Raw genomic sequence first — 25,390 nt, forward strand, 5'->3', positions numbered from 1 at the left:
CCACAAGCGGCCGCCGCGGATCCGGCTTCGCCGGTCCGCCAGCGGCGCCCCCCTGGGGGGGAGCGGCGAAGCCGCAACGGGGGGGGTCAACATCAGGCGGCTTCGGCCATCGAGACCGCTTCGTCCATGTCGACCGCCACGATGCGCGAGACGCCCTGCTCCTGCATCGTCACGCCGATCAGCTGGCCCGCCATCTCCATCGCGATCTTGTTGTGGCTGATGAAGAGGAACTGCGTGCCGAGCGACATCTGCTTGACGAGCTTCGCGTAGCGGTCGGTGTTCGCGTCGTCGAGCGGCGCGTCGACTTCGTCGAGCAGGCAGAACGGCGCCGGGTTCAGCTGGAAGATCGCGAACACCAGCGCGATGGCCGTCAGCGCCTTCTCGCCACCGGACAGCAGGTGGATCGTGCTGTTCTTCTTGCCGGGCGGCTGCGCCATCACCTGCACGCCGGCGTCGAGGATCTCGTCGCCGGTCATCACGAGCCGGGCCTGGCCGCCGCCGAAGAGCTCCGGGAACATCCGGCCGAAGTGTTCGTTGACGATGTCGAAGGTGGACTTCAGCAGATCGCGGGTTTCGAGGTCGATCTTCTTGATCGCGTCTTCGAGCGTGGTCATCGCGTCGATCAGGTCGGCCGATTGCGCGTCGAGGAAGCCCTTGCGTTCCCGCGCGGCGCCCAGCTCTTCGAGCGCCGCGAGATTCACCGCGCCGAGCGCGGCGATCTCGCGGTTGATGCGGTCGATCTCGCCCTGCAGCCCCTGCAGCTTGACGCCGCCGGCTTCGACGGCCTGGCCGAGCACGACGAGATCGACCCCGGCCGCGCTCAACTGCTCCATGTACTGCGCGCCGCCGAGCTGCGCGGCCTGTTCCTCGAGCTGCAGCTTGCCGATGCGCTCGCGCAGCGGATCGAGGCTGCGCTCGAAGCCCAGGCGCTGCTCGTCGGCGCGGCGCAGCCGGGCGGTCAGGTCGTCGTAGCCGCTGCGCATCGCGCCCAGCGCCTGCTCGCGTTCGAGCTTCACGGCGAGCGCGGCCTGCAGGCCGCTTTGCGCCGCGGTGTCGGTCAGGCGCGCGAGCTCCTCGCGCAACTGGGCGGCGTTCGCCTCGTTCGCTTCGACCTGCGCGACGGCCGTCTCGATCGCGCGCGCGAGTTCGCCCTGCCGCGCAGCCAGCGAGCGCGACGCGAACTGCGCTTCCTGTGCCTCGCGTTCGAGCCGGCGCTGCTGCTCGCGCGCCTGGCCGAGCACGCGCTGCGCCTCGATCACCGCCTCTTCGAGCTCGGCGTGCTTCTGCTGCTCGTCGGCCAGCGCCATGTCGAGCTCCTCGAAGCGCGCCTCGCCGACGCTGCGGCGTTCCTGCAGCGCCTCGAGGCCGGCGTCGATCTCGGCGAGCTCGTCGTCGATCTGCGCACGGCGGGCGCCGGTGGCTTCGACGAGCTGGCCGAGGCGCAGCACCTCGACCTGCAGGTCGTGCAGCGCCGTCTGGCCCTCGCCGGCTTCGCGCCGCGCGCCGGCCAGCCGCGCTTGCGCATCGGTGCAGGCGGCCTCGGCCCGCACCAGCGCCGAGCGCGAGCCGTCGGCGATCAGCGACTGCGCCCGCAGCTGATCGACCAGGCTTTCGATCTCCTGCGCGCGGGCCAGCAAGCCGGCCTGCTCGGAGTCGGGCGCGTAGAAGCTGACCGCGAAGCCGCTGACCGCATGGCCGGCGCGGGTGAGGATCACCTCGCCGTGGCCGAGCCGGCCGCGCTGCGCGAGCGCCTCGTCGAGCGAGGCGGCCGTGTAGACCCCTTCCAGCCAGTCGTCGAGCAGCGCACCGAGGTCGACGTCGCCGACCGGCTTGAGCAGGCTGCGCAGCTTCGGCAAAGGCTGCGGATTGCCGGGCGCCTGCTGCGCGCTGGCGGGCACCGGAGCGTGTCGGTGGTCGCCGCCGGAACGCGTGTAGAACGCGAGCCGCGTCGGCGGCGCATCCGCCTCGAAGGCGCGGGCCGTCTCGATGCGGCCGATCTCCAGCGCCGCCAGCCGTTCGCGCAGTGCGGCTTCGAGCGCCGGCTCCCAGCCGGGCTCGATGTGCAGCTTGGTCCACAGGCCGGCGAGGCTGTCGAGGCCGTGCTTGGCGAGCCAGGGCTTGAGCTTGCCGCCGGCCTGCACGCGCTCCTGCAGTGCGCGCAGCGCGTCGAGCCGCGCGCTCAGCTCGGCGTGCCGGGCCGATTCGGCGTTGGCTTCGTCTTGGCGGAGCCGGCGCTCGTCTTCGAGCCGGGGCAGCGCCTCGCCGGCCTCCTCCAGCCGGGCGTTCAGCTCGGTCTGGCGCGCTTCGCGCTCGGCGTGCCGGCCGCGCAGCGACGCCAGCCGCGCTTCGTCGGGCGCGGCCAGTCCCTGCTTCTCGGCCGCAAGGCGTTCGCGGCGCTGATGCAGCGAGCGGGCCTGCTCGTCGATGCCGCGCGACTCGGCCGCGAGCAGCTGGATCTGCTGCTGCACCTGCTGCGCCTTGCTGCGCTGCTCGTTGCTGCGCGCCTGCGCGGCCTGCACCGCCTCCTCGATCGAGGGCAGCGCCTGCGACTGGTCCTCGGCCTGAGCGGCGAGCGTCGCGGCCTGCTCGTCGGCTTCGGCGATCCGGCCGTCGAGATCGGCGCGCTCGGCCTCGGCCTCGCCGCGGCGGCGGCTCCAGTCGTCGTTCTGCGCGGCGATCGCCGCCAGCCGCGCCTCGGCACGCTCGCGGCCTTCGACGACGTAGCGGATGCGCTCCTCGAGCCGGCTCACTTCGGTCGCAGCTTCCGCGAGGAGACCTTGCGCGGCATGCAGCGTGTCGCCGGCGTCGTAGTGCTGCTGGCGCAGCGTCTCCAGTTCGGCCTCGACGTGGCGCAGCTCGGCGACGCGCGCTTCGAGCGCGTTGCCGGCCTCGATCGCCGCGAGCCGGACGCGCTCGTGCTCGGCCGAGGCGTCGCGATGCTTCAGGAACCACAGCTGGTGCAGCTTGGTCGTGCCCTGCTCCTGCAGGCCGCGGTAGCGGCTCGCGACCTCGGCCTGCTTCTCGAGCTTTTCGAGGTTGGCGTTCAGCTCGCGCAGGATGTCGTCGACGCGCTGGAGGTTTTCGCGCGTGTCCTTCAGCCGGTTCTCCGTCTCGCGGCGGCGCTCCTTGTACTTGCTGACGCCGGCGGCCTCTTCGAGGAAGAGGCGCAGCTCCTCGGGCTTGCTCTCGATGATCCGGCTGATCGTGCCCTGGCCGATGATCGCGTAGGCACGCGGCCCGAGGCCGGTGCCGAGGAAGACGTCCTGCACGTCGCGCCGGCGCACCGCCTGGTTGTTGATGTAGTAGCTGGAGCTGCCGTCGCGGGTCAACACGCGCTTCACCGCTATCTCGGTGAACTGGTTCCAGGCACCGCCGGCACGCGCCGCGCTGTTGTCGAACACCAGCTCGACGCTCGCGCGCCCCGCCGGCTTGCGCTGCCCCGAGCCGTTGAAGATCACGTCCTGCATCGACTCGCCGCGCAGCTCGCTGGCCTTGCTCTCGCCGAGCACCCAGCGCACGGCATCCATGATGTTGGACTTGCCGCAGCCGTTCGGGCCGACGACGCCGACCAGCTGCCCCGGCAGCTGGAAGTTCGTCGGGTCGGCGAAGGACTTGAAGCCGGAAAGCTTGATCGAGTTGAGGCGCATCTTTCTGGACGTTCCCGAGGCGCGCATCGCGCTGGACCGGGTGACCCCCGAAAGGCCGATCCAAGAATGGCAAAACCGGCTTGGGAGCCGGTTCTCGATGGGCGCGGAGGATAGCATCGCGCCCCTCGCGAGACGCCTCGCGCCGCCTGCAGCAAGCCGATGTCCCGCCCCCGTTTACAGCCCACCGAACGACCGCTTCCGCCGAACCCGCCGAGTGCGCCGTCGAAGGAGCTGCATGTGTTCGCGAACCCGGAGCCCGGCCGGGACTACCTGATCCGCTTCGACATCCCCGAGTTCACCTGCCTGTGCCCGCTGACGGGCCAGCCCGACTTCGCGCACTTCATGATCGACATGGTCTGCGACGCGCTGTGCGTCGAGCTCAAGAGCCTGAAGATGTACATGTGGAGCTTCCGCGACGAGGGCGCCTTCCACGAAAAGGTCACCAACGACATCCTGACGAAGATCGTCGCGACGACGAAGCCGCGCTATGCGCGCATCCACGCGCTGTGGTTCGTGCGCGGCGGCATCACGACCACCGTGGTGGCCGAGCACCGCAAGAAGGGCTGGAAGGCGGCGCTGCCGCTCGACCTGCCGGTGCCCGCGGGGCGCTGAAGCGCCCCGATCCGGCTATTGCTGCGCCGCGTGCCCCAGCAGCGAGCCGCGCAGCGACTGCAGCGTCTGCGTCAGCGCCTGGCGTTCGCGCATCGTGCAGCCGTCGGCGTCGGCGATCTCGCCGACGATCGCTTCGGCCCGCGCCGCGAGCTCGCGGCCGGCACGGGTGAGCGTCACAAGCACCAGGCGCTCGTCGGCCGCGCTGCGGGTGCGCTCGACCAGGCCGAGCGCCTGCATCCGCTTGAGCAGCGGCGTCAGCGTGCCCGAGTCGAGTGCGACGCGCTCGCCGAGTTCGCCGATCGACAGGCCGTCGTACTCCCACAGCGCGAGCATCACGACGTACTGCGGGTAGGTCAGGCCCAGGCGCGCGAGCAGCGGCCGGTAGACCTTGGTCATCGCGAGCGACGCCGAGTACAGCGCGAAGCACAGCTGCTGATCCAGCGACATCTCGGGGCGGATCAGCGGCGCGGAGGTGGGGAGTTTGCGAGGGGTGGCCATGGTCATCGACAGTTGCGCCCAAGTCTATTGTTCGCAAGGGATTTACGGCCGATGGCCCTGCGCCGATGCCGATAATCGGGCGCCATGAATCCCCGCCTCGCGCTGTTGCAGCCCTACCCCTTCGAACGGCTGCGCGAGCTGACGCGCGGCGTCACGCCGAACCCGGCACTGGCGCCCATCTCGCTGGGCATCGGCGAGCCCAAGCATCCGACGCCGGCCTTCATCAAGGAGGCGCTGGTCAGCGCGCTCGACGGGCTTGCGAGCTACCCCTCGACGATCGGCGAGCCGGCCTTGCGCGAAGCCTGCGCCGGCTGGGTCGAGCGGCGCTACGGCGTGAGGCTCGATGCAGCGACGCAGGTGCTGCCGGTGGCCGGCACGCGCGAGGCCTTGTTCGCGCTCGCGCAGACGGTGGTCGATGGCTCGAAGCCCGGCGCTGCGGTCGTCTGCCCCAATCCGTTCTATCAAATCTACGAAGGCGCGGCGCTGCTCGCCGGTGCCGAACCGGTGTTCGCGAACGGCGACCCGGCCGCCGAAGCGCGGGGCGATTTCTCGGTCGACTGGGCCGGCATCGACGACGCGACCTGGGCCCGCACCCAGCTGCTCTACGTCTGCTCGCCGGGCAACCCCACCGGCGCGGTGATGCCGCTGGCCGAGTGGCAGCGGCTGTTCGAGCTGAGCGACCGCCACGGCTTCGTGATCGCCTCGGACGAGTGCTACTCCGAGATCTGGTTCGACCAGCCGCCGCTGGGCAGCTTGCAGGCCGCGAAGGCGCTCGGCCGCGACGACTTCCGGCGCCTGATCGCGCTGACCAGCCTTTCAAAGCGCAGCAACGTGCCAGGCTTGCGCTCGGGCTTCGTCGCCGGCGACGCGAAGCTCCTGCGCGACTTCCTGCTCTACCGCACCTACCACGGCGCGGCGATGGGCCTCGCCGTGCAACGCGCCAGCATCGCGGCCTGGAACGACGAAGGCCACGTTGAGGCGAACCGCGCCCTGTACCGCCAGAAGTTCGAGCGGGTCACGCCGATGCTGGCCGGCGTGATGGACGTCGGCCGCCCGGAGGCGGGGTTCTACCTGTGGCCGCGGCTGCCCGAGGGCTTCGACGACGACGCGGCCTTCACCCGGCAGTTGCTCGCTTCCTACAATGTCGCCGTCCTTCCCGGCAGCTATCTCTCGCGCCCAGCGCGGGGCGTCCACCCCGGACGCGGCCGGGTCCGGCTCGCCCTGGTCGCCGGTCTCGACGAATGCGTCGAAGCCGCCGATCGCATCGTCTCCTTCATCCGCAGCCCATGAGCACCACCCAACAGGAAATCATCGACCTCGCCTGGGAGGGCCGCGCGCAGATCACCGCGCTCAACGCGCCGAACGTGCGCGAGGCCGTCGAAGACACGATTTCCGACCTCAACAAGGGTCGGCTGCGCGTCGCCGAACGCGAAGGCGTCGGCCGGTGGAAGGTGAACCAGTGGATCAAGAAGGCGGTGCTGCTGAGCTTCCGCCTCAACGACAACAAGGTGATGCGCGCCGGCGACCTCGGCTTCTTCGACAAGGTCGGCACGAAGTTCGCCCACCTCGACGAAGAGGCGATGCGTGCGACAGGCGTGCGGGTCGTGCCGCCGGCGGTCGCGCGCCGCGGCAGCTACATCGCGAAGAACGTCGTGCTGATGCCGAGCTACGTGAACATCGGCGCCTACGTCGACGAAGGCACGATGGTCGACACCTGGGCCACGGTCGGCAGCTGCGCACAGATCGGCAAGAACGTGCATCTGTCGGGCGGTGTCGGCATCGGCGGCGTGCTGGAGCCGCTGCAGGCCAACCCGACGATCATCGAGGACAACTGCTTCATCGGCGCGCGCAGCGAAGTCGTCGAAGGCGTGATCGTCGAGGAGAACTCGGTGATCAGCATGGGCGTGTACATCGGGCAAAGCACCAAGATCTACGACCGCGCGACCGGCACCGTCAGCTACGGCCGCATTCCGGCCGGCTCCGTCGTGGTTTCGGGCAATTTGCCCTCGGCCGACGGCAAGTACTCGTTGTACTGTGCGGTGATCGTCAAGAAAGTCGATGCGCAGACGCGCGCGAAGACGAGCATCAACGAATTGCTGCGGGGCGAGTGAGGCGTCCTCGACCGCAGTCACGAAAGGACCGGCATGAGCGGAAACATGGAGCGCGTGCTGCGCCTGATGGCCGAGAAGAAGGCCTCGGACGTCTACCTCACCGCCAACGCGCCGATCCAGATCAAGATCAACGGGCAGCTGCTGCAACTGTCCGAGCAGGTGCTCAAGCCCGACCAGCCACGGCAGCTGCTCGCCGAAGTGCTTTCGGCGCAGCAGCTCGAAGAGCTCGACGAGATGGGCGAGCTCAACGTCGGTTTCGGCGTTTCGGGCATCGGCAGCTTCCGTCTCTCGGCCTTCCGCCAGCGCGGCTCGCTCGCGGCGGTGTTCCGCTGCATCCCGATCGACATTCCGACGCTCGACACGCTGCGCCTGCCCGAGATCCTGAACACGCTGATCCTCGAGAAGCGCGGCCTGATCCTGCTCGTCGGGGCCACCGGCACCGGCAAGAGCACGACGCTCGCGTCGATGCTCGAGCACCGCAACCGCAACCTCGCCGGCCACATCCTCACGATCGAGGATCCGATCGAGTTCCTGTTCTCGAACAAGAAGGCGATCGTCAACCAGCGCGAGGTCGGCCGCGACACGCAAAGCCTCCAGATCGGCCTGAAGAACGCCCTTCGCCAGGCGCCCGACTGCATCCTGATCGGCGAAATCCGCGACCGCGAGACGATGACCGCGGCGATCAGCTACGCGTTGTCGGGCCACCTGGTGGTCAGCACGCTGCACGCGAACAACAGCTACCACGCGCTGGGCCGGATCCTGAGCTTCTACACGCCTGAAGCCCGCAGCGTGCTGCTGGGCGACCTGTCATCCGCCTTGAAGGCGGTGGTGTCGCAGCGGCTGGTGCGCGCGTCGGCCGGCGGCCGGGTGCCGGCGGTCGAAGTGATGATGAACAGCAAGCTCACCGCCGACCTGATCGCCCAGGGCGAATTCAGCGCGGTCAAGGAAGCGATGGAGCAGTCGCTCGCCGAAGGATCCCAGACCTTCGAGCAGGAACTTGCGCGGCTCATCGGCGACGGCACGATCACCCGCGACGAAGGCCTGGCGTATGCCGATTCGCCGACCAATCTCATGTGGCGGCTCGACAACGAGTCGAGCGGCCAGTCGAAGCTGCTGGTGAAGAAGCCCGAGAAGGACGACGAGCCGTCGTTCACCGAGATCACGCTCGACGTGCGCGACGAAACCCGCCGTCCGCAGCCCGTGCGGGGTTGATGGACGCGGACCAGCGTGCGGCCGAGGCGCTGCGGCTCGCCGAGCGGCTGATCGCCCGCGCCTCGGTCACGCCCGACGACGCCGGCTGCCAGGATCTGATCGCCGAGCGCCTGCGGGCCGCCGGCTTCGAGACGCAGCGCATCGACAGCGGCCCCGACGACTTTCGCGTGCGCAACCTCTGGGCCTGGCGCCGCGGCGCCAGGCCCGGCCCGACGCTCGCCTTTGCCGGCCACACCGACGTGGTACCGACCGGCCCGCTCGATCGCTGGCACAGCGACCCCTTCGTGCCGACGCATCGCGACGGCCGTCTCTACGGCCGCGGCGCGGCCGACATGAAGACCTCGATCGCCTGCATGGTCGTCGCGGCCGAGGCCTTCGTCGCCGCGCAGCCGGGGCACGCCGGCACGATCGGCTTCCTGGTCACCAGCGACGAGGAGGGCCCGGCGCTGGACGGCACAACCCAGCTCGTGCGCTGGCTGCAAGAGCGCGGCGAGCGCATCGATGCCTGCATCGTCGGCGAGCCGACCTCGGTGAAGTCGCTCGGCGACACGGTGAAGAACGGTCGGCGCGGTTCGCTCTCGGCGCGGCTCACGGTGCATGGCGTGCAAGGCCACATCGCCTACCCGCAGCTCGCCAACAATCCGATCCATCGGCTCGCGCCGGTGCTCGCCGAGCTGGTCGCGATGCACTGGGACGGTGGCAACGAACACTTCCCTCCGACGAGTTTCCAGGTCTCGAACCTGAATGCCGGCACCGGCGCGGGCAACGTGATCCCCGGCACCGCGACGCTCGACTTCAATTTCCGCTTCTCGACCGAATCGACGCCCGAGTCGCTGCAGTCGCGCGTCGAAGCCGTGCTCGCGCGTCATGCGCTGCCGCATGCGATCGCATGGAGCCTCGGCGGGCGGCCCTTCCTCACCCGGCCCGGCTCGCTGATCGCGGCGCTGTCCGACTCGATCGGCGAGGTGACCGGCCGCCGGCCCGAGCTTTCCACCACCGGCGGCACCAGCGACGGCCGCTTCATCGCGCAGATCTGCCCGCAGGTCGTGGAATGCGGGCCGGTCAACGCGAGCATCCACCAGATCGACGAGCACGTCGCGGTCGCCGACATCGGCCCGCTCGCCGAGATCTACCGCAAGACGCTGGAGAAGCTGCTGTCGTGATGCCGATCTCATGACGCTGCTCGAACTGATCCAAGCCCAGAGCGCCCGCTTGACCGAAGCGGGCGTTTCGTTTGGGCACGGCACGGCGAACGCCTTCGACGAAGCGGCGTGGCTGGTGCAGTGGGCGCTCGGCCTGCCGCTCGATGCGCTCGACGAGCAGGCTGCGCGCGTGATCGACGTTCATGGCATCGCGCAGGCCGGCGCCCTGATCGAGCGGCGCATCACGACCCGCAAGCCGGCCGCCTACCTGACCGGCGAAGCCTGGCTGCAGGGCCTGCCGTTCACTGTCGACGAGCGGGTGATCGTGCCGCGCTCGCTGATCGCCGAGCCGCTGGCCGACGGCCGGCTCGATGCGTGGCTGAGCGATCGCACGCGCCGCGTGCTCGACCTGTGCACCGGCAATGGAAGCCTCGCGGTGCTCGCCGCGCTGGCCTGGCCCGAAGTGCAGGTCGATGCGGGCGACCTGAGCCGCGACGCGCTCGAGGTGGCGCGCGTCAACGTCGATCGCCACGGCCTGGCCGGACGCATCCGGCTCGTCGAATCCGACGGCCTCGCCGCGTTGCGGGGACCTTACGACCTCATCCTGTGCAACCCGCCCTACGTCAATGCCGCGTCGATGGCCACGCTGCCGGCGGAGTACCGCGCCGAGCCGGCGCTCGCGCTGGCCGGCGGAGCCGACGGCATGGATTTCGTGCGCGTGCTGCTGCGCGACGCGCCAGCGCGCATGACCGAGCACGCGGTGCTGGTGCTCGAGATCGGCCACGAGCGCGAGCACTTCGAGCGCGCCTTTCCGAGACTCGAAGCCGTGTGGCTCGCGACGAGCGCCGGCGACGATCAGCTGCTGCTGCTCACCCGCGAGGCGCTCGAAGCCTGAGCCGATACTGCGGCGCCGCGCCTCGGGCGCGGCCCCGGGGAGCCGACAAGCATGGAATCACGCAAACCCGAGCCGCAGGCTCGCGCGACGGCGCTGTTGCTGCCGCGCATCGAGAGCCGCATCCTCTTGATCCGAGGCCACAAGGTCATCGTCGATGCCGACCTGGCGCTGCTGTTCGGCGTGCCGACCAAGCGCCTGAACGAGCAGGTCAAGCGCAACGCCGAACGCTTTCCCGTGGATTTCATGTTCACGCTGACGGCCGAGGAGAAGGCCGAGGTGGTCGCAAATTGCGACCACCTCGTCGCGCTCAAGTACGCCCGCACGCTTCCCAACGCCTTCACCGAACACGGCGCCATCCAGGCCGCCAACGTGCTGAACTCGCCGCGCGCCGTCGAGATGGGGATCCACGTCGTGCGCGCCTTCGTGCACCTCAAGCAGGCCGTCGCCTCGCACGGCGAGCTGGCGCGTCGCCTCGCCGAGCTGGAAAGCCGGACGACCGAGCTGGCCACCTCGCACGACGACTTCGGCCGCGAGACGCGCGCCCAGCTCAAGCTCCTGTTCGATGCCCTGCGCGCGCTGACGATGCCGCCCGATCCGCCGAAGCGGCCGATCGGCTTCGTGCCGCCCGAGGAACGCCCCGCCCCTCCCCCCAAGAAGCCCCCGGCGCCCCAACGCTGAAGGCCTCCGACCCCGCAGTCCTTTCGTGATCACCCTGACCCAACTCACCCTGCGCCGCGGCCCGAAGGTCGTGCTGCAAGGCGCGACGCTCCAGCTCAACCCCGGCGAGAAGGTCGGCCTCGTCGGCCGCAACGGCGCCGGCAAGTCCAGCCTGTTCGCGCTGCTGACCGGCCGGCTCCATGCCGATGCGGGCGACTTCGCGATCCCGGCGCGCTGGCGGCTCGCCGAAGTCGAGCAGCACATGCCCGAGACCGACCAGCCGGCCACCGACTTCGTGCTCGACGGCGACACGCGCCTGCAGGAAGCCAACGCCGCGCTCGCCGCCGCCGAGGCGGCCGACGACGGCCACGCGATCGGCGAGGCGCACGCGGTGCTCGGCGAGGTCGGCGCCTTCGACGCGAAGCCGCGCGCGCAGGCGCTGATGCTCGGGCTCGGCTTCAAGCTCGCGCAGCTCGACGCGCCGGTGAACAGCTTCTCCGGCGGCTGGCGCATGCGGCTGCAGCTGGCGCGCGCGCTGATGTGCCCGAGCGATCTGCTGCTGCTCGACGAGCCGACCAACCACCTCGACCTCGACGCCCTCGTCTGGCTGGAGGCCTGGTTGCAGCGCTACGAGGGCACGATGCTCGTGATCAGCCACGACCGCGAGTTCCTCGACGCCATCACGAAGGTGACGGTGCATCTGGAGGACTGCGCGCTGACCCGCTACGGCGGCAACTACAGCAGCTTCGAATCGATGCGGGCGGAGCGGCTCAGCCAGCAGTCGGCCGCGTACTCGAAGCAGCAGGACAAGGTTGCGCAGCTGCAGCGCTTCATCGACCGCTTCAAGGCGAAGGCCAGCAAGGCCAAGCAGGCGCAGAGCCGCGTGAAGGCGCTCGAGCGCATGGAGAAGATCGCGCCGGTGCTCACCGCCGCCGACTTCGCCTTCGAGTTCAAGGAGCCCGGCAACCTGCCCAACCCGATGCTCGCGATGAGCGAGATGGTCTGCGGCTACCGGCAGGACGACGGCAGCGAGGTCGCGATCGTGCGCGACGTCAGCAAGTCGGTGCAGCCGGGCCAGCGCATCGGCATCCTCGGCGCGAACGGCCAGGGCAAGTCGACGCTCGTGAAGACGCTGGCCGGCGCGCTGCCCGCGCTGGGCGGCGGCGTCACCGAAGGCAAGGGCCTGGCGATCGGCTACTTCGCGCAGCAGGAGATGGACGTGCTGACGCCCGAGAGCGGGCCGATGGAGCACATGGTGCGGCTCGCGAAGAAGGTGTCGCCGGGCGCGCGCGAGCAGGAGCTGCGCAACTTCCTCGGCCAGTTCCGCTTCACCGGGGACATGGTCCATCAGGCGGTGGGCAGCCTGAGCGGCGGCGAAAAAGCGCGGCTCGTGCTCGCGATGATCGTCTGGCAGCGCCCGAACCTGCTGCTGCTCGACGAGCCGACCAACCACCTCGACCTCGCCACCCGCGAGGCGCTGTCGCTGGCGCTCAACGAGTTCGAGGGCACGGTGATGCTGGTGAGCCACGACCGCGCGTTGCTGCGCGAGGTGTGCGACGAGTTCTGGCTCGTCACGCGCGGCGGCGTCGAGCCCTTCGACGGCGACCTCGACGACTACCAGAAGTGGCTGCTCGAACAGTCGCGCGAAGCCACCCGCGAGGCGACCCGCGCGGCACAGCCGCCCAAGCCGGCGCCCGCCGCGAAGAAAGCCGCCGCGCCGGGCGCCGCACCGCGCCCCGGCGCCGGCAAGCTCAAGAGCGAGCTCGACGGCATCGAGCGCAAGCTCGCCGCGGCGATCGCCTGGCGCGACAGCCTCGGCGAGCAGATGGCCGAGCCGGGGCTCGACCACCTGCGGCTCGCCGAACTCGGCAGCGAGCTGGGCGCGATCGGCGCGGAAATCGACGGCCTCGAGGCCCGCTGGCTCGCCTTGAGCGAGCAGCTCGAAGCGGCGCGCTGAACGCCCGCCTCGTCGTGCCGGCCGGGCCGCTTCAGCGCAGGCCGCTGCCCGCAAGCAGCCGCGCCGCCGGCGGCCATGCGGCCGAGCGCACCGCGTGTTCCGGCTGGCCGGTGTGGCGCGCGAGCGGCGGATTCAGCGGCCGGCCGTCGCGGCCGATCAGGCTCAGCACCAGCGGCTCGGTGGCCTTGCTGCCGCGGCGCTTGACGACCGCGATCTCCCCGCTGGCCAGCTTCACGTAGCTGCCCGGCGGATAGATGCCCAGCGCCTTGAGCAGCGCGGCGCCGAGCTCGTCGGGCCGGCCGTCGGCGCCGAGGCAGGTGCTGCGGGCCGCTTCCACCGCGGGCATCGCCCCGCGCGCCTGCCGGGCGCTCAGCTTGGCGGTGAAGACGTCGGCGCGATGCAGCAGCGTGGCCAGGCGCCGTGCGGGCTCCAGCTCGCCCGGCACCGCTTCGGCCGGCAGTTCCTCGTGGTGGCGCGCGACGACCTCGAGCCACAGCGCGTCGTCCACGCCGGCCTCGCGCAGCAGCGCGACGCTCGCCTGCGGGTGCTGCTGCACCGCGAGCCGCTGTTCGACGGTGGGCGTGCGCTCGCGGAAATTGAGCTCGTCCTGGAGCGCGGCCATGCCGAGGTTCATCGTCAGCGCCGCGCGCATCAACAGCGTCGCCTCCGCCTCGGGCCAGCCCAGTTCCACGCAGGCGAGCCGCACGACGACGCCGCAGTACAGCGCGTGGCGGCTGCTGTAGGCATCGAGGTTGCGCTGCGCGTCCTGCGCCAGCAGGTAGAGCACCGCGTCGAGGTCGCGCAGCGTGACGGCCTCGGCGCGGCGCACGACGGCCTCGAGCTCCTCGGCCCAGCGGCTGGCGAAGGCGCCGGGCGCCACCAGCTGCGCGATGCGGCGCTGCAGCTCGGACAGTTGGGCCCCGAGCGGGCCTTCGGTGGCAGCGGTGGAAACGGCGGCAGCGGCCATGGGACAACGACTCCGGCGACGAGGCATCGCCCGGCAGGCGGCCGGGCGAGCGACCCACGGGTTGTCGGCCGCCGCGGCCGCGACTTGAGCGCGAGCGGCCCACCGCCGCGTCGACGCCCCTAGAAGGTGCTCGCGCCCTCCTCGCGCTCGCCGAGCGCGAGCAGCAGGTCGATCTCGAGCGCGGCGTTCTTCGGCAGCTGGTAGACGCCGGTGGTCGTGCGGGTGTGGCCGCCGGCCGCTTCGCCGAACAGTTCGTACAGCACGTCGGAAGCCGCGTCGGCCACCTCGCTGTGCTCGGTGAAGTTCGGCGCGCTCTGGATGTGCACCGTCATGCGCAGCATCTGCGACACGCGCAGCATCGAGCCGGCGTGCTGCCGCACGATCGCGAGCGCGCGCAGCACGCTGATGCGCGCCGCCCGCCGCGCCTCCTCGAACGACACCTCGGCGCCGACGCGCCCGGCCACCGCGACGGCGCCACGCAGCCGCGGGATCTGGCCGCTGACGTACAGCAGCCCGTCGTGCTCGACCGCGAGTTCGTAACGCGGCACCGCGCGCAGTTGCTGGGTCAGGTCGACGCCGATGTCGGCGCAGAGTTTCTTGAAGGTCAGGTCGCGTTGGCTGCTCATCGTGGTTCTCCCTGGACGCATCCATCGAGCTTGCGCCGCATCTCGACGTGCGGGATGCCGGCTTCGTCGAACACCGCGCCGTGGGGCGCGAACCCGGCGCGGGCATAGAACTTCTGCGCGGATGTCTGGGCGTCGAGCCGTGCTTCGCGGTCGCCGCGCTCGCGCGCGATTTGCAGCAGGCGATCCAGCACCGCACGGCCAACGCCGCTGCCGCGCATCGCCTGGCACACCGCGAGCCGGCCGATGCGCGCGATCTTCTGCGAGACGTCAGCGGGTTCGGGCGCGAGCAGCCGGCCGGTCGCCAGCGGCATGCCGAGCCGGTTGAACGCGACCGCATGCAGCGCCTCGGCGTCGGCCGCGTCCCATTCGAGTTCGGCCGGGATGCGCTGTTCCTCGACGAAGACCGCGTTGCGCAGCGCGCTGGCGCCATCCGCAACTCGGCCCAGGGGCCGCACTTCAGCTCGACCAGCGTCTCGCCGCGCTCGTGGGCCTCGAGCACCTCGCGCAGCGCCGGCGGCACCGGCTTGCTTTTCTGCGTGGCCGGATCGGCGAACACGTAGATCAGCTCGCCGCTCACCAGCAGTTCGTCCTGGCGGAACACCGCGCCTTGCATCAGGATGGAGCTCGAGCCGATGCGCTCGCAGCGCATGCCCACGTCGAGCAGGTCGTCGTAGCGGGCCGAGGCGCGGTATTCGAGCGTCGCCTTCTTCACGTAGAGGTCGCCCCCGAGCTGGTGCATCGTGTCGGCATAGGGCAAGGCCAGCGCGCGCCAGTAATCGGCGAACGAGGTGTCGAGATACATCAGGTAGTGGCCGTTGAAGACGATCTTCTGCAGGTCCACCTCGGCCCAGCGCACGCGCAGGCGGTGCAGGTGGCGGAAGGCTTCGCGTTTCATCGGCAGACCTCGGCGTTCGCGTGAGGCGGCAAGTTTCGTCGAAGGCCGATCGCCGTCGGACGTCGCGGCCGGGGTGTCAGGCGAAGGCCGCCTTCAACGCCGCGCCGGCGGCGGCATGCAGCTCGCGCGCCTCCGGGATGGCGCGGCCCATCTTGATGAAGTCGTGCACCACCCCGCGCCAAATGCGCAGGTCGACGGGCACGCCGGCCGCGCGCAGCGCATCGGCGTAGGCGACGCCTTCGTCGACCAGCGGGTCGATCTCGGCCAGGCCGATCCAGGCCGGTGCGACACCCGCGTGATCCGGCGCGAGCAGCGGCGCGAAGCGCCATTCGCCACGGGCCTCGGGCGCAAGGTAGTGGCCGAAGAACCAGTCGATCAGCTCGCTCGACAACATGCCGGCGTGCGCGTGGCGGCGGTGCGAGTCGCTGTCCTGGCGCGCGGCGACGCCGGGGTAGATCAGCAGTTGCAGTGCAAGCCGCATGCCGGCGTCGCGCGCCATCAAGGCGCCGACGGCGGCGAGCGTGCCGCCCGCGCTGTCGCCGCCGATCGCGATCGCGTCGTTGCGCAGGCCCAGCGTGCGCGCGTTCGCGTGCAGCCACAGCAGCGCGTCCCAGGCGTCGTTCACCGCGGTGGGGAAGCGATGCTCGGGCGCGAGGCGGTAGTCGATCGCGAGCACCGCGGCGCCGCTGGCGAGCGCGAACTGGCGGCACAGGCTGTCGTGGCTTTCGAGGCTGCCGATCACGAAGCCGCCGCCGTGGAAGTACAGCAGCGCGGAAAGCGGCGCGCCGACGCCCGGCGCGTACAGGCGCGCACGCAGCCGGTGGCCGTCGCGTGCCGGGATCGCGAGGTTCTCGACACGCGCCAGCGGCGCGCGCGGCAGGTCGAGCAGTTCGGCACCGAGCTCGTAGCCCAGCCGTGCGGCCTCGACCGGCATGTGGTGCATCGGCAGGCGCGCGGCGCGGCGCATGCGGTCGAGCACGCCGCGCATCGCAGGGGTCAACTCGTCGAGCGGCGGCATGTTCGGCAGGCAGCGAAAGGCGACGGTGAACGGGGTGACCGGAGGGGGCGGCGAGCATACTGGCCCGGCCGTTTCGCTCCTGCGCTACCCCCATGGCCAGCATCTTCTATCTGACGCAGATCCAGTTCGATTTCGGCGCGGTGCGCGAACTCGCGGCCGAGTGCTCCCGCGTCGGCATCGCGCGGCCGCTGGTCGTCACCGACGTCGGCGTGCGCGCGGCCGGTGTGCTGCAGAAGGCGCTGGATGCGCTGAAGGACCTGCCGGTCGCGGTGTTCGACCAGACGCCGTCGAACCCGACCGAAGCCGCGGTGCGCGCGGCGCGTGCGGTCTGGCAGGCGCACGGAGCGGACGGCATCGTGGCGGTCGGCGGCGGCTCGAGCATCGATCTGGCGAAGGGCCTCGCGATTCTTGCGACGCACCCTGGCGAGCTGAAGACCTACGCGACCATCGAAGGCGGCTCCGCGAAGATCACCGGCGCGGTGGCGCCGATCGTGGCGGTACCCACGACCGCCGGCACCGGCAGCGAAGTGGCGCGCGGCGCGATCGTGATCGTCGACGACCACCGCAAGCTCGGCTTCCACTCGTGGCACCTGCTGCCCAAGGCGGCGATCTGCGACCCGGAGCTCACGCTCGGCCTGCCGGCCGGCCTGACCGCAGCGACCGGCATGGACGCGATCGCGCACTGCATGGAAACCTTCATGGCCGCGGCCTTCAACCCGCCGGCCGACGGCATCGCGCTCGACGGCCTCGAACGCGGCTGGGCGCACATCGAAAGCGCGACGCGCAATGGGCGGGACCGCGAAGCGCGCCGCCAGATGATGGCGGCGAGCATGCAGGGCGCGATGGCGTTCCAGAAGGGGCTGGGCTGCGTCCACTCGTTGAGCCACAGCCTCGGCGGCGTGAACCCGAAGCTGCACCACGGCACGCTCAACGCGATGTTCCTGCCCGCGGTCGTGCGTTTCAACGCCACGGCTGAAAGCGTGCGCGCCGACAAGCGGCTCGAACGGATGGCGCGCGCGATGGGGCTGGGCTCGGCGGGCGACATCCCGCAGGCGATCGCCGACATGAACGCGCGCCTGGGCCTGCCGGGCGGCCTGGCGGCGATGGGCGTCGAGCCGGGCTGGGCCGAGCGCGTGGTCGACGGCGCGCTGGCCGACCATTGCCACAAGACCAACCCCCGTCTCGCGAGCGCGGACGACTACCGCGAGCTGCTCGCCAGCTCGATGTGAAACGACGGCACCGTGCTCAGAGCGGATCGACGCGCAGGCCCGGGCCGGCGTCGATCGCCGCGGCCAGCTCGTCCGCCAGCCGCTCGCTTTCGCGCACGGCGCGGCTCCAGACGGCGATGCGCGCCGGCAGGTCGCTCGAGTAGCGCCTGAAGTCGGTGCGGTCGGGCAGCTTGGCGTTGGGCAGGCGCGCGATCCAGGCCGGATCGGGCGCGAGCACCACGACGTTGTCGAGGAAGGGTGTCGCGCGGTGCCGGCGGCGGTGCGACTTGTCGAGCCAGCCGGGCACCACTTCGCGCTGGAAATGCGGGTAGAGCACCAGGCCGGGCGCGACCGGCGCGTAGTTCCAGTGCAGGTGGTAATCGGTGATGCCGCCGTCCCAGTAGGCGCCGGGCGGCGCGCCGGGGATGTCGTGCACCGCCTTCAGCGCGAACGGGATCGAGCACGACGCCAGCAGCGACGGCCGGAAGTTGCCCGCATCCAGAGGCACGCGGCGGTGGCGCAGGTCGCCCAGGTCGAGCGGCAGCGGCTCGCTGCCCGAAGAGAACACGACCCGCTCGAGCCAGGCGCCCAGCGTCTTGCGGCTCACCGCGTTGCTGAGCCAGGCGCCGAGGTAGCCGGCCGGCGTGCGCCAGCGGCCTTCGCGGGCGAGCAGGTGTCGCCCCCGCGTCACGACGATGTGCAGGCGCCAGCGCGGGTGGGCCAGCAGCTTTTCGATGCGGCCGTCGAAGAAGTCGTGCAGCGCCTGGTCGAAGGTGCGCGACACCACCTCGGCGGTCGGCATCGCCCGGCCCGGCTCGAGCTCGTAGGTCTGGTGGATGTACTCGTGGCTCAGCCGCGCGAAGGCGGCACGCGGGTCGTCGAGCGCGGCGGTCGCCATGCGCCAGGCGCCGATCGAGGCGCCGACCAGGTGCAGCGGCTGCGGCGTGCGTGCGAGCCAGTCGGCGAACAGGAAGCGATCGATCGCGCCGAGCACCAGCCCCTTCGGTCCGCCGGCGGCGCCGACGACCATCCGAACGTCCTCGGCCCGCAGCCCGCGCTCGGCCAGCACCGCCCGGGCAGCCGGTCCGGCATGGATGCGCAGCGCGTTCGTGGTGCTTGTCATCGCGCGATGCTAGGCGCGCGTTGGCATGCGGCCTGATGCCTGCGCGTCGGCCGCCTCCTACAGCGGCCCAAGCGCGGAGCCGATCGTGAAAACCGAGCGACAGGCACAACATCTGCTCACCACACGGGCGCTCCAGGCGGCAACGCCGACTCGCCGGGCTGCTCGAATCCTCGTTTCCTCATCGTCGTTGCTCATCCATGCCTCCCGACGCCTCAGCGCGCCGATCCTCTGCCTGCGATCGGCATGACCGCAACCTTCGCCGGGCAACCGGCGAAGGCAACAATGCGCGACTGCGGCCTGCACCGTCCCGGTGCCGACGAGCCGCCCCTGAATCCCCGCTCGACCTCGACCGTTTGCCGGCCATCCGCCAGCAGCACGGCCCTTTCACCGGACATGCCTGACCCGACATGGACCTCCGCCCTGCCCGTGACCTGATTCCCCAAGCGCTCGCCGAGCCCGCCGCGACGGCTCCGCGCGTGCAGCGCGCACCAATGCGTGCCCTGCCTTGGAGCGGCCTGCTGGCACGCGGCCTCGGCCGGGCGTCCGGCACGGCGCCGCTGCCGGCGCGGCCGGCACTGCGACGAACCTGGGAGGGCGTCGGCGCGCACCGCAGGCGCATCCTGCTGGTTTCGATGCTCGTCGCGACGGTGCTGGCCACCTGGGTGCTGGGCGCGACGCAGCAGGGCCAGCCATCCAACCCGGGGCGCTGGATCGGCGACGGCCTCTTCGCCGCGCTGTTCGCCTGGGTCTGCGGCGGTTTCCTGACCGCCGTCATGGGCTGGTGGAGCCTGCGCCGCGGCGATCCGAGCGCGCTCGATCCCAGCACGGTCGCGGGACGCCCGATCGAGGCGGACGCCCGCACCGCGGTCGTGATGCCGGTCTACAACGAGGACATGGCCAGCGTCTCGGCCTGCCTGCGCGCGACGATCGAATCGCTGTCGCGCGCCGGCGACTCCGACCGTTTCGACTTCTTCATCCTTTCCGACAGCAAGTCGCCCGAACAGAAGCGCATCGAGCGCGACGCCTGGGGCGACCTGCGCGCCGCGCTGGCGGCCGACGGCTACGACGCGAGCCGCGTGCACATCCGCTGGCGCCTGCGCAGCGGCCGCAAGAAGGCCGGCAACGTCGCCGACTTCTGCCGCCGCTGGGGCGCGAGCTTCCGCTACATGGTGGTGCTCGACGCCGACAGCGTGATGAGCGGCGAGGCGCTGCTGAGCATGGTGCGGCTGATGGAGGCGCATCCGCGCGCCGGCATCATCCAGACGGCGCCGCGCAGCGTCGGCCTCGACTCGCTGCATGCCCGCCTCCAGCAGTTCGCCGGCCGGCTGACCGGCCCGCTGTTCGCCGCCGGCCTGCGCTACTGGCAACTCGGCGACTCGCATTACTGGGGCCACAACGCGATCCTGCGCGTCGAGCCCTTCATGCAGCACTGCGCGCTCGCGCCGCTGCCGGGCAGCGGCGGTCTGTCGGGCGACATCCTCTCGCACGACTTCGTCGAAGCCGCACTGATGCGCCGCGCCGGCTACGAGGTCTGGCTGCTGCCCGACATGGACGGCAGCTACGAGCAGCCGCCGGCCCATCTGGTCGACGAACTGCAGCGCGACCGCCGCTGGTGCCAGGGCAACCTGCAGAACGCGCGGCTGATCACCGAGCCGGGCCTGGCGCCGGTGCACCGCGCGCTGTTCGTGGCCGGCGCGATGTCGTACGTCGCCTCGCCGCTGTGGCTGGGCTTCGTGCTGATCGGCCTGCTGCCGTGGGTCGCCGATGCCGGCATGGCCGCGGTCACTGGCCAAGGCACGGCGGATGCGCTGCCGCTGCCCGTGCTTGCGCTGTGGGCCAGCACGCTGGTGATGCTGTTGCTGCCGCGGGCGCTCGCAGTCGAGGCGGTGATTGCGCGCGGCGAAGCCGAGGGCTTCGGCGGGCGCTTCGCGCTGGTGCGCAGTGCGGCCCTCGAGGCGGTGATCGCCGCGCTGCAGGCGCCGGTGCGCATGCTCGCGCACAGCATCTTCGTGATCGGCGCCTTGACCGGCCTGAAGCTCGAGTGGCGCTCGCCGTCGCGCGAGGCGAAGGACATCGGCTGGCGCGAGGCGCTGCGCCGCTTCGGCGTCGGCGGCGTGCTCGCCTGCGGCGTGTTCGCGTGGTGGCTGGCCGGCGCGCCGGGCGAGGCTTGGAAGCTGCTCCCGCTGGCGCTCCCGTTGGCCATTGCGGTGCCGCTGGCGGTGTGGACGAGCCGGCCGTCGGTCGGCGCCGCATGGCGCCGCAGGGGCTGGCTGCTGACGCCCGAGGAAAGCCGGCCGCCTCAGGTGCTGCGTTCGGCGTGGCGGCATGCCGGTCGGGAGCGACCGCTGCTGCCGGCCTCGGCGCCAGCCGCGCTCGGCGGCGATGTTGCGATCGCGTCACGAACCGGGGCTGGCGCCGGCTGGGCCCAGCGCACGACGGTCGGCCTGGGCCTTGCGTTCGGCCTTGGCGCGATCGCACTGCCCGAGCAGGTCGCGCACGGCGGCCTGGGTCACGGCGAGATCGCCGCGATGAACATCGTGATGCAGGCCTCGAGCCCATCGGCCGAGCCGCGCGTCGTCGCGCGCGGCACGCTGCCGCTGCGCCGCGTCGCCGCGCCGGCCCGCGCGACGACGACGCGCATGCCGGTCGCAGCCGACAGCCAGCGGATCTGAACCCGGCTCAGCGGCGTTCGCGCAGCTTCGCGAACGCGGCGGCCATCGCCCCGGCACCGTCCGGCTGCTGACGCGGCAGCGCCCGGCCCGGCGCCCTTTCGAACGACGGCCCCCGGGCCGCGTCGCCGCCGGGGCGCTCGGCCTTCATCGACAAGGCGATGCGGGCGCGCTGCACGTCGACCTCGACCACGCGCACCTCGACCACGTCGCCCGTCTTGACCACCTCGCGCGCGTCCTTGACGAAGCGATCGGCGAGCTGGCTCACGTGCACCAGGCCGTCCTGGTGCACGCCGAGATCCACGAAGGCGCCGAAGGCCGCGACGTTGCTGACCGTGCCTTGCAGCCGCATGCCGGGGCGCAGGTCCTTGATGTCGTCGACGCCGTCGTTGAAGCGCGCGACCTTGAAATCGGGCCGCGGGTCGCGCCCGGGCTTCTCCAGTTCGGCAAGCACGTCCTTCACGGTGATCGCGCCGTAGCGGTCGTCGGCCAGCGCCTCCGGGCGCAGCTTGCGCAGCACGTCGGTGCTGCCGATCAGCGCGGCCACCGGCCGGCCGGCGGCGGCGGCGATCTTCTCGACGAGCGGATAGGTCTCGGGATGCACGCCCGAGGCATCGAGCGGCTGCTCGCCGCCGCGGATGCGCAGGAAGCCCGCCGCCTGCTCGAAGGTCTTGTCGCCCAAGCCGGCGACTTCGCGCAGCTGGCCGCGATGACGGAACGCACCGTGGGCGTCGCGCCAGCGCACGATGCTCTGCGCCACGCCGCCCGAAAGCCCCGACACGCGCGACAGCAGCGGCGCCGACGCGGTGTTCAGATCGACGCCGACCGCGTTGACGCAGTCCTCGACCACCGCGTCGAGCATGCGTGCCAGCGCCGCCTGGTTCACGTCGTGCTGGTACTGGCCGACGCCGATGCTCTTCGGCTCGATCTTCACCAGCTCGGCCAGCGGATCCTGCAGGCGCCGCGCGATCGAGACCGCGCCGCGCAGGCTGACGTCGAGCTCGGGCAGCTCCTTGCTCGCGAATTCGCTGGCCGAATAGATCGACGCGCCCGACTCGCTGACCACAACCCGTTGGACGCCGCCCTGCCCCGCCGCGGCGAGCCGCGCGATCAGTTCGGCGGCGAGCTTGTCGGTCTCGCGGCTCGCGGTGCCGTTGCCGATCGCGACGAGTTGCACGCCGTGTTCGCGGGCCAGGTGGCCCAGCGCGTGCAGCGCACCGTCCCAGTCGCGGCGCGGCTCGTGCGGGTAGACGGTGTGCGTCGCGAGCAGCTTGCCGGTCGCGTCGACCACCGCGACCTTGACGCCGGTGCGGATGCCGGGGTCGAGCCCCATCACCGCGCGCGGGCCGGCGGGTGCCGCGAGCAGCAGGTCGCGCAGGTTGTCGGCGAAGACCTTGATCGCCACCTGCTCGGCCTGCTCGCGCAGCTTCGCGAACAGCTCGCGCTCCAGGCTCAACGACAGCTTCACCTTCCAGGCCCAGGCGATGCACTTGCGGATCAGCTCGTCGCCGGCGCGCTGTGCATGGCGCCAGCCCAGGTGCTGGGCGATGCGGCCTTCCGCGAGGCTTGGCGCGCTGGTGCGCACGGCGGTCGGGCTCGGCGGCGTCGGCGCGGAACTCGTCGAAGCCTGCGTCCCGGCCGCCTCCGGCGGCACGAGCTTCAGGTCCAGCACCTCGAGCGCCCGCCCGCGGAACATCGCCAGCGCGCGGTGCGAGGGCACGCGCGCGATCGGCTCGTCGTGCTCGAAGTAGTCGCGAAACTTGACGGCTTCCGCATCGGTTTCGCTACGCGTGGCGATGCGCCGCGACTGCAGCGTGCCCTCGTCCCACAACCACGCGCGCAGCTTCTGCACCAGCGCCGCGTCCTCGGCCCAGCGCTCGGCGAGCAGGTCTCGCACGCCGTCGAGCGCGGCCGGCACGTCGGCATAGCCCGCTTCGGCCAGCGCCGCCGCGCCCCCGGGCAGCGCGGCGATGAAGCGCGCGGCCTCGTCGAGCGGCACCAGGCCGGGATCGGCGAACAGCGTATCGGCCAGCGGCTCCAGCCCGGCCTCGCGCGCGACCATGCCCTTCGTGCGCCGCCGCGGCTTGTACGGCGCGTACAGGTCCTCGACCTCCTGCTTGGTCGGCGCCGCCTCGATCGCCGCGCGCAGCTCGGGCGTCAGCTTGCCCTGCTCGTCGATGCTCGCGAGCACCGCTTCGCGGCGTGCGGTCAGCTCGCGCAGGTAGGCGAGGCGAGCCTCGAGCTCGCGCAGCTGGATGTCGTCGAGGCCGTCGGTCGCCTCCTTGCGGTAGCGCGCGATGAAGGGCACGGTCGCGCCGCCGTCGAGCAACTCGATCGCCGTGCGGACCTGCGCCGTGCGGACCTGCAGCTCGTCAGCGATCTGCCGGGCGATGCGGTCGTTCGTATCCAAGCTTCGTCGTCGTCAGCACGGCCCCTTGCCGCGGGGCGCGCAGTGTGCCATCGGCCTTGCGCCGCTCCTTCGCGCGTATCGACCGCTCGCTCAGAACAGCCTGCGCTCCGCCACCGGCGGCGGGTTGTACTGGTAGACCCAGGTCTCGCTCAGCGCCTGCGTGCCGCTGCGCAGGAACAGCCGCAGGTCGATCGGCTCGATCCCTTCGGGCGGCACGAGGTCGAACATCGCGCGCCAGCCGTTGATCGACGCCAGCGGCCGCGCCGAAGTGATCTCGACCTTGCCGCGCGACGCGGTGATCACCGCCTCGACCTTCGCCTTCGGGCCGAGCAGCGACAGGTCGCCGCCCGCGAAGTCGACTGCAAAGCGCCACGCGAAGTACTTGCGCGGCTGGCCGACGATGCCGCCAAGGCCGGTGCGCGTGGCGACAGCGCGCGCGAGCGGCTGCGGGACCGGCGGCTGCTCGCCCCAGTAGAGGCGGTAGCCCATCAGCAGCTCGTCGCCGGGCTTCGGCGGCGTGGCCGGGTTCCAGAAGGCGACGATGTTGTCGAAGGTCTCGTCGATCGTCGGGATCTCGACCAGCTGCACCGCGCCCGCGCCCCAGCCGTGCTTGGGCTCGACCCACAGGCTCGGCCGGCGGTCGTAGTAGACGCCGTCGTCCTGGTAGTGCTCGAAGCTGCGGTCGCGCTGCAGCAGACCGAAGCCGCGCGGGTTCTCGTCGGCGAAGCTGTTGAAGCGCAGGCCGGCCGGGTTGGCCAGCGGCCGCCAGATGCGTTCGCCCTTGCCCGTCCACATCGCGAGGCCGTCGCTGTCGTGGATCTCGGGGCGCCAGTCGTTGGCCATGCGGCGGTCGTTCTCGCCGACCTGGTACATGCTGGTCATCGGCGCGATGCCCAGGCGCTCGATGGTCTTGCGCGGGTAGAGCGCGGCGTCGATGTCCATCACCTGCGTGTCGCCGGGCGTGATGTCGAAGCGGTAGGCGCCGGCGATGCTCGGCGAGTCGAGCAGTGCATGCACGCGGATCGTGTTCGAGCCGGCCGCCGGCTTGTCGAGCCAGAAGGCGACGAAGTTCGGAAACTCCTCGTCGCGCGGCAGGCCGGTGTCGACCGCGAGCCCGCGCGCCGACAAGCCGTACTGCCAGCTGCCGCCGACCGCGCGGAAGTAGCTCGCGCCGAGGAAGGCGCAGACGTCGCGCTCGGGGTCGGTGTGGAAGTTGAGCCGGAAGCCCGCGAAACCGAGGTCGGCCGGCAGCTTCTTGCCGTCGACGCCGCTCTTGCCGTAGTCGAACAGCGCGGTGTCGTAGGCGAGCTCGCGCGCCTGGCCGCCCTCCACTTCGTAGAGCCTCACCGCCGACTTGAAGAACAGCCCGAGGTGGAAGAACTGCGCGCGAAAGCGCAGACCTTCGTCGTTCCACAGCGCGTGGTCGGGGCGGAAGCGGATCGCCTGGTGGCGGTCCCAGTCGAGGTTCTCGATCGCGGCCGGCAACTTCTGCGACGGCGGCTTGTAGGGCGCCGCCGCCAGCGTGCGCGCGCGGCCCTTCAGCGCGGCGTAGTCGAAGGGCTGCGGCTGGCCGATCGTGCGCAGCGCGGTGGCGTTCGCGGCTCGGCCGACGAGGGCTTCGAGGGCGGCGGCAAAAGCGAGGCCGCCAAGGAGGTTGCGTCGATGCATCGTGTTGTTGGAGAGTGGGAAAAGCGAAAGGCGAGGAAGGCGTGCTTCCCGCCGCGGGACGGCGCGCAAGCCGCG

The 25,390-nt window shown here is 71.4% G+C and carries 18 protein-coding genes and 1 pseudogene; 10 read left to right on the forward strand and 9 right to left on the reverse strand.

The window, feature by feature from the left end; genetic code table 11:
• Nucleotides 1-92: 92 nt before the first annotated feature.
• Nucleotides 93-3,647, reverse strand: coding sequence for a chromosome segregation protein SMC (smc, locus tag VFR90_RS16045; RefSeq protein ID WP_326407164.1), 3,555 nt, complete (start codon nucleotides 3,645-3,647; stop codon nucleotides 93-95).
• Nucleotides 3,648-3,806: 159 nt separating this feature from the next.
• Between smc and queF the strand changes: the two genes are divergently transcribed.
• A complete protein-coding gene (queF, locus tag VFR90_RS16050) occupies nucleotides 3,807-4,259 on the forward strand; it encodes a preQ(1) synthase (RefSeq protein ID WP_326407165.1) in 453 nt (150 codons plus the stop codon).
• 15 nt (nucleotides 4,260-4,274) lie between these two features.
• Here queF and VFR90_RS16055 read toward each other — a convergent pair whose 3' ends face one another.
• A complete protein-coding gene (locus VFR90_RS16055; RefSeq protein WP_326407166.1) occupies nucleotides 4,275-4,757 on the reverse strand; it encodes a MarR family winged helix-turn-helix transcriptional regulator in 483 nt (160 codons plus the stop codon).
• Between the two features lie 84 nt (nucleotides 4,758-4,841).
• On the opposite strand from VFR90_RS16055, the gene dapC reads away from it, so the two are divergent.
• Genes dapC through VFR90_RS16090 form a run of 7 tightly spaced genes read left to right on the forward strand, consistent with a single transcriptional unit; the run spans nucleotide 4,842 to nucleotide 12,731 of the window.
• Nucleotides 4,842-6,047, forward strand: coding sequence for a succinyldiaminopimelate transaminase (dapC, locus tag VFR90_RS16060; RefSeq protein ID WP_326407167.1), 1,206 nt, complete (start codon nucleotides 4,842-4,844; stop codon nucleotides 6,045-6,047).
• A complete protein-coding gene (gene dapD, locus VFR90_RS16065; RefSeq protein ID WP_326407168.1) occupies nucleotides 6,044-6,868 on the forward strand; it encodes a 2,3,4,5-tetrahydropyridine-2,6-dicarboxylate N-succinyltransferase in 825 nt (274 codons plus the stop codon). The genes dapC and dapD overlap by 4 nt, the downstream gene beginning before the upstream one ends.
• Before the next feature lie 33 nt (nucleotides 6,869-6,901).
• Complete coding sequence (locus tag VFR90_RS16070; protein ID WP_326407169.1) at nucleotides 6,902-8,080, forward strand: PilT/PilU family type 4a pilus ATPase; 1,179 nt, start codon at nucleotides 6,902-6,904, stop codon at nucleotides 8,078-8,080.
• Nucleotides 8,080-9,243, forward strand: a complete 1,164-nt coding sequence (gene dapE / locus VFR90_RS16075) for a succinyl-diaminopimelate desuccinylase (protein WP_326407170.1) — start codon at nucleotides 8,080-8,082, stop codon at nucleotides 9,241-9,243. The genes VFR90_RS16070 and dapE overlap by 1 nt, the downstream gene beginning before the upstream one ends.
• 10 nt (nucleotides 9,244-9,253) lie before the next feature.
• Entirely contained in the window at nucleotides 9,254-10,117 is an 864-nt protein-coding gene (gene prmB, locus VFR90_RS16080) for a 50S ribosomal protein L3 N(5)-glutamine methyltransferase (RefSeq protein ID WP_326407171.1), read from the forward strand.
• A gap of 51 nt (nucleotides 10,118-10,168) precedes the next feature.
• On the forward strand, nucleotides 10,169-10,795 hold the full coding sequence (locus tag VFR90_RS16085) for an ORF6N domain-containing protein (protein ID WP_326407172.1): 627 nt from the start codon (nucleotides 10,169-10,171) through the stop codon (nucleotides 10,793-10,795).
• Between the two features lie 25 nt (nucleotides 10,796-10,820).
• The gene (locus tag VFR90_RS16090; protein ID WP_326407173.1) at nucleotides 10,821-12,731 is read left to right on the forward strand and encodes an ABC-F family ATP-binding cassette domain-containing protein; all 1,911 of its coding nucleotides are present in this window, start codon (nucleotides 10,821-10,823) and stop codon (nucleotides 12,729-12,731) included.
• Between the two features lie 31 nt (nucleotides 12,732-12,762).
• Here VFR90_RS16090 and VFR90_RS16095 read toward each other — a convergent pair whose 3' ends face one another.
• From VFR90_RS16095 to VFR90_RS16110, 4 genes and pseudogenes are all read right to left on the reverse strand, one after another.
• Complete coding sequence (locus VFR90_RS16095) at nucleotides 12,763-13,698, reverse strand: HD-GYP domain-containing protein (RefSeq protein ID WP_326407174.1); 936 nt, start codon at nucleotides 13,696-13,698, stop codon at nucleotides 12,763-12,765.
• Nucleotides 13,699-13,817: 119 nt separating this feature from the next.
• A complete protein-coding gene (locus VFR90_RS16100; RefSeq protein ID WP_326407175.1) occupies nucleotides 13,818-14,324 on the reverse strand; it encodes a RidA family protein in 507 nt (168 codons plus the stop codon).
• Nucleotides 14,321-15,219: pseudogene (locus VFR90_RS16105) on the reverse strand (YbgC/FadM family acyl-CoA thioesterase). The gene VFR90_RS16100 and the pseudogene VFR90_RS16105 overlap by 4 nt, the downstream one beginning before the upstream one ends.
• Nucleotides 15,220-15,295: 76 nt before the next feature.
• Nucleotides 15,296-16,237: an alpha/beta hydrolase gene (locus tag VFR90_RS16110; protein WP_326407176.1), complete on the reverse strand. Its 942-nt coding sequence runs from the start codon at nucleotides 16,235-16,237 to the stop codon at nucleotides 15,296-15,298.
• 92 nt (nucleotides 16,238-16,329) lie between these two features.
• Between VFR90_RS16110 and gbd the strand changes: the two genes are divergently transcribed.
• Entirely contained in the window at nucleotides 16,330-17,466 is a 1,137-nt protein-coding gene (gene gbd, locus VFR90_RS16115) for a 4-hydroxybutyrate dehydrogenase (protein ID WP_326407177.1), read from the forward strand.
• A gap of 16 nt (nucleotides 17,467-17,482) precedes the next feature.
• Here gbd and VFR90_RS16120 read toward each other — a convergent pair whose 3' ends face one another.
• Nucleotides 17,483-18,568 (reverse strand): patatin-like phospholipase family protein, encoded by a 1,086-nt coding sequence (locus VFR90_RS16120; protein ID WP_326407178.1) that lies wholly within the window; start codon nucleotides 18,566-18,568, stop codon nucleotides 17,483-17,485.
• Nucleotides 18,569-18,975: 407 nt separating this feature from the next.
• Here VFR90_RS16120 and mdoH point away from each other — a divergent pair, with 407 nt between their 5' ends.
• The gene (mdoH, locus tag VFR90_RS16125; RefSeq protein WP_326407179.1) at nucleotides 18,976-21,240 is read left to right on the forward strand and encodes a glucans biosynthesis glucosyltransferase MdoH; all 2,265 of its coding nucleotides are present in this window, start codon (nucleotides 18,976-18,978) and stop codon (nucleotides 21,238-21,240) included.
• A gap of 7 nt (nucleotides 21,241-21,247) precedes the next feature.
• Here the strand turns inward: mdoH and VFR90_RS16130 are convergent, their stop codons facing one another.
• Entirely contained in the window at nucleotides 21,248-23,647 is a 2,400-nt protein-coding gene (locus VFR90_RS16130) for a Tex family protein (RefSeq protein WP_326407180.1), read from the reverse strand.
• 90 nt (nucleotides 23,648-23,737) lie between these two features.
• Nucleotides 23,738-25,315, reverse strand: a complete 1,578-nt coding sequence (locus tag VFR90_RS16135; protein WP_326407181.1) for an OpgD/OpgG family glucan biosynthesis protein — start codon at nucleotides 25,313-25,315, stop codon at nucleotides 23,738-23,740.
• Nucleotides 25,316-25,390: the final 75 nt, after the last annotated feature.

Source organism: Methylibium sp. (genome assembly GCF_035762065.1).
Classification (GTDB): Bacteria; Pseudomonadota; Gammaproteobacteria; order Burkholderiales; family Burkholderiaceae_C; genus Methylibium.

Bases quoted from the DNA above. Each gene is read 5' to 3' on its own strand.
- smc (WP_326407164.1), bottom strand. From the start codon at position 3,647: ATGCGCCTCAACTCGATCAAGCTTTCCGGCTTCAAGTCCTTCGCCGAC.
- queF (WP_326407165.1), top strand. From the start codon at position 3,807: ATGTCCCGCCCCCGTTTACAGCCCACCGAACGACCGCTTCCGCCGAAC.
- VFR90_RS16055 (WP_326407166.1), bottom strand. From the start codon at position 4,757: ATGGCCACCCCTCGCAAACTCCCCACCTCCGCGCCGCTGATCCGCCCC.
- dapC (WP_326407167.1), top strand. From the start codon at position 4,842: ATGAATCCCCGCCTCGCGCTGTTGCAGCCCTACCCCTTCGAACGGCTG.
- dapD (WP_326407168.1), top strand. From the start codon at position 6,044: ATGAGCACCACCCAACAGGAAATCATCGACCTCGCCTGGGAGGGCCGC.
- VFR90_RS16070 (WP_326407169.1), top strand. From the start codon at position 6,902: ATGAGCGGAAACATGGAGCGCGTGCTGCGCCTGATGGCCGAGAAGAAG.
- dapE (WP_326407170.1), top strand. From the start codon at position 8,080: ATGGACGCGGACCAGCGTGCGGCCGAGGCGCTGCGGCTCGCCGAGCGG.
- prmB (WP_326407171.1), top strand. From the start codon at position 9,254: ATGACGCTGCTCGAACTGATCCAAGCCCAGAGCGCCCGCTTGACCGAA.
- VFR90_RS16085 (WP_326407172.1), top strand. From the start codon at position 10,169: ATGGAATCACGCAAACCCGAGCCGCAGGCTCGCGCGACGGCGCTGTTG.
- VFR90_RS16095 (WP_326407174.1), bottom strand. From the start codon at position 13,698: ATGGCCGCTGCCGCCGTTTCCACCGCTGCCACCGAAGGCCCGCTCGGG.
- VFR90_RS16100 (WP_326407175.1), bottom strand. From the start codon at position 14,324: ATGAGCAGCCAACGCGACCTGACCTTCAAGAAACTCTGCGCCGACATC.
- VFR90_RS16110 (WP_326407176.1), bottom strand. From the start codon at position 16,237: ATGCCGCCGCTCGACGAGTTGACCCCTGCGATGCGCGGCGTGCTCGAC.
- gbd (WP_326407177.1), top strand. From the start codon at position 16,330: ATGGCCAGCATCTTCTATCTGACGCAGATCCAGTTCGATTTCGGCGCG.
- VFR90_RS16120 (WP_326407178.1), bottom strand. From the start codon at position 18,568: ATGACAAGCACCACGAACGCGCTGCGCATCCATGCCGGACCGGCTGCC.
- mdoH (WP_326407179.1), top strand. From the start codon at position 18,976: ATGGACCTCCGCCCTGCCCGTGACCTGATTCCCCAAGCGCTCGCCGAG.
- VFR90_RS16135 (WP_326407181.1), bottom strand. From the start codon at position 25,315: ATGCATCGACGCAACCTCCTTGGCGGCCTCGCTTTTGCCGCCGCCCTC.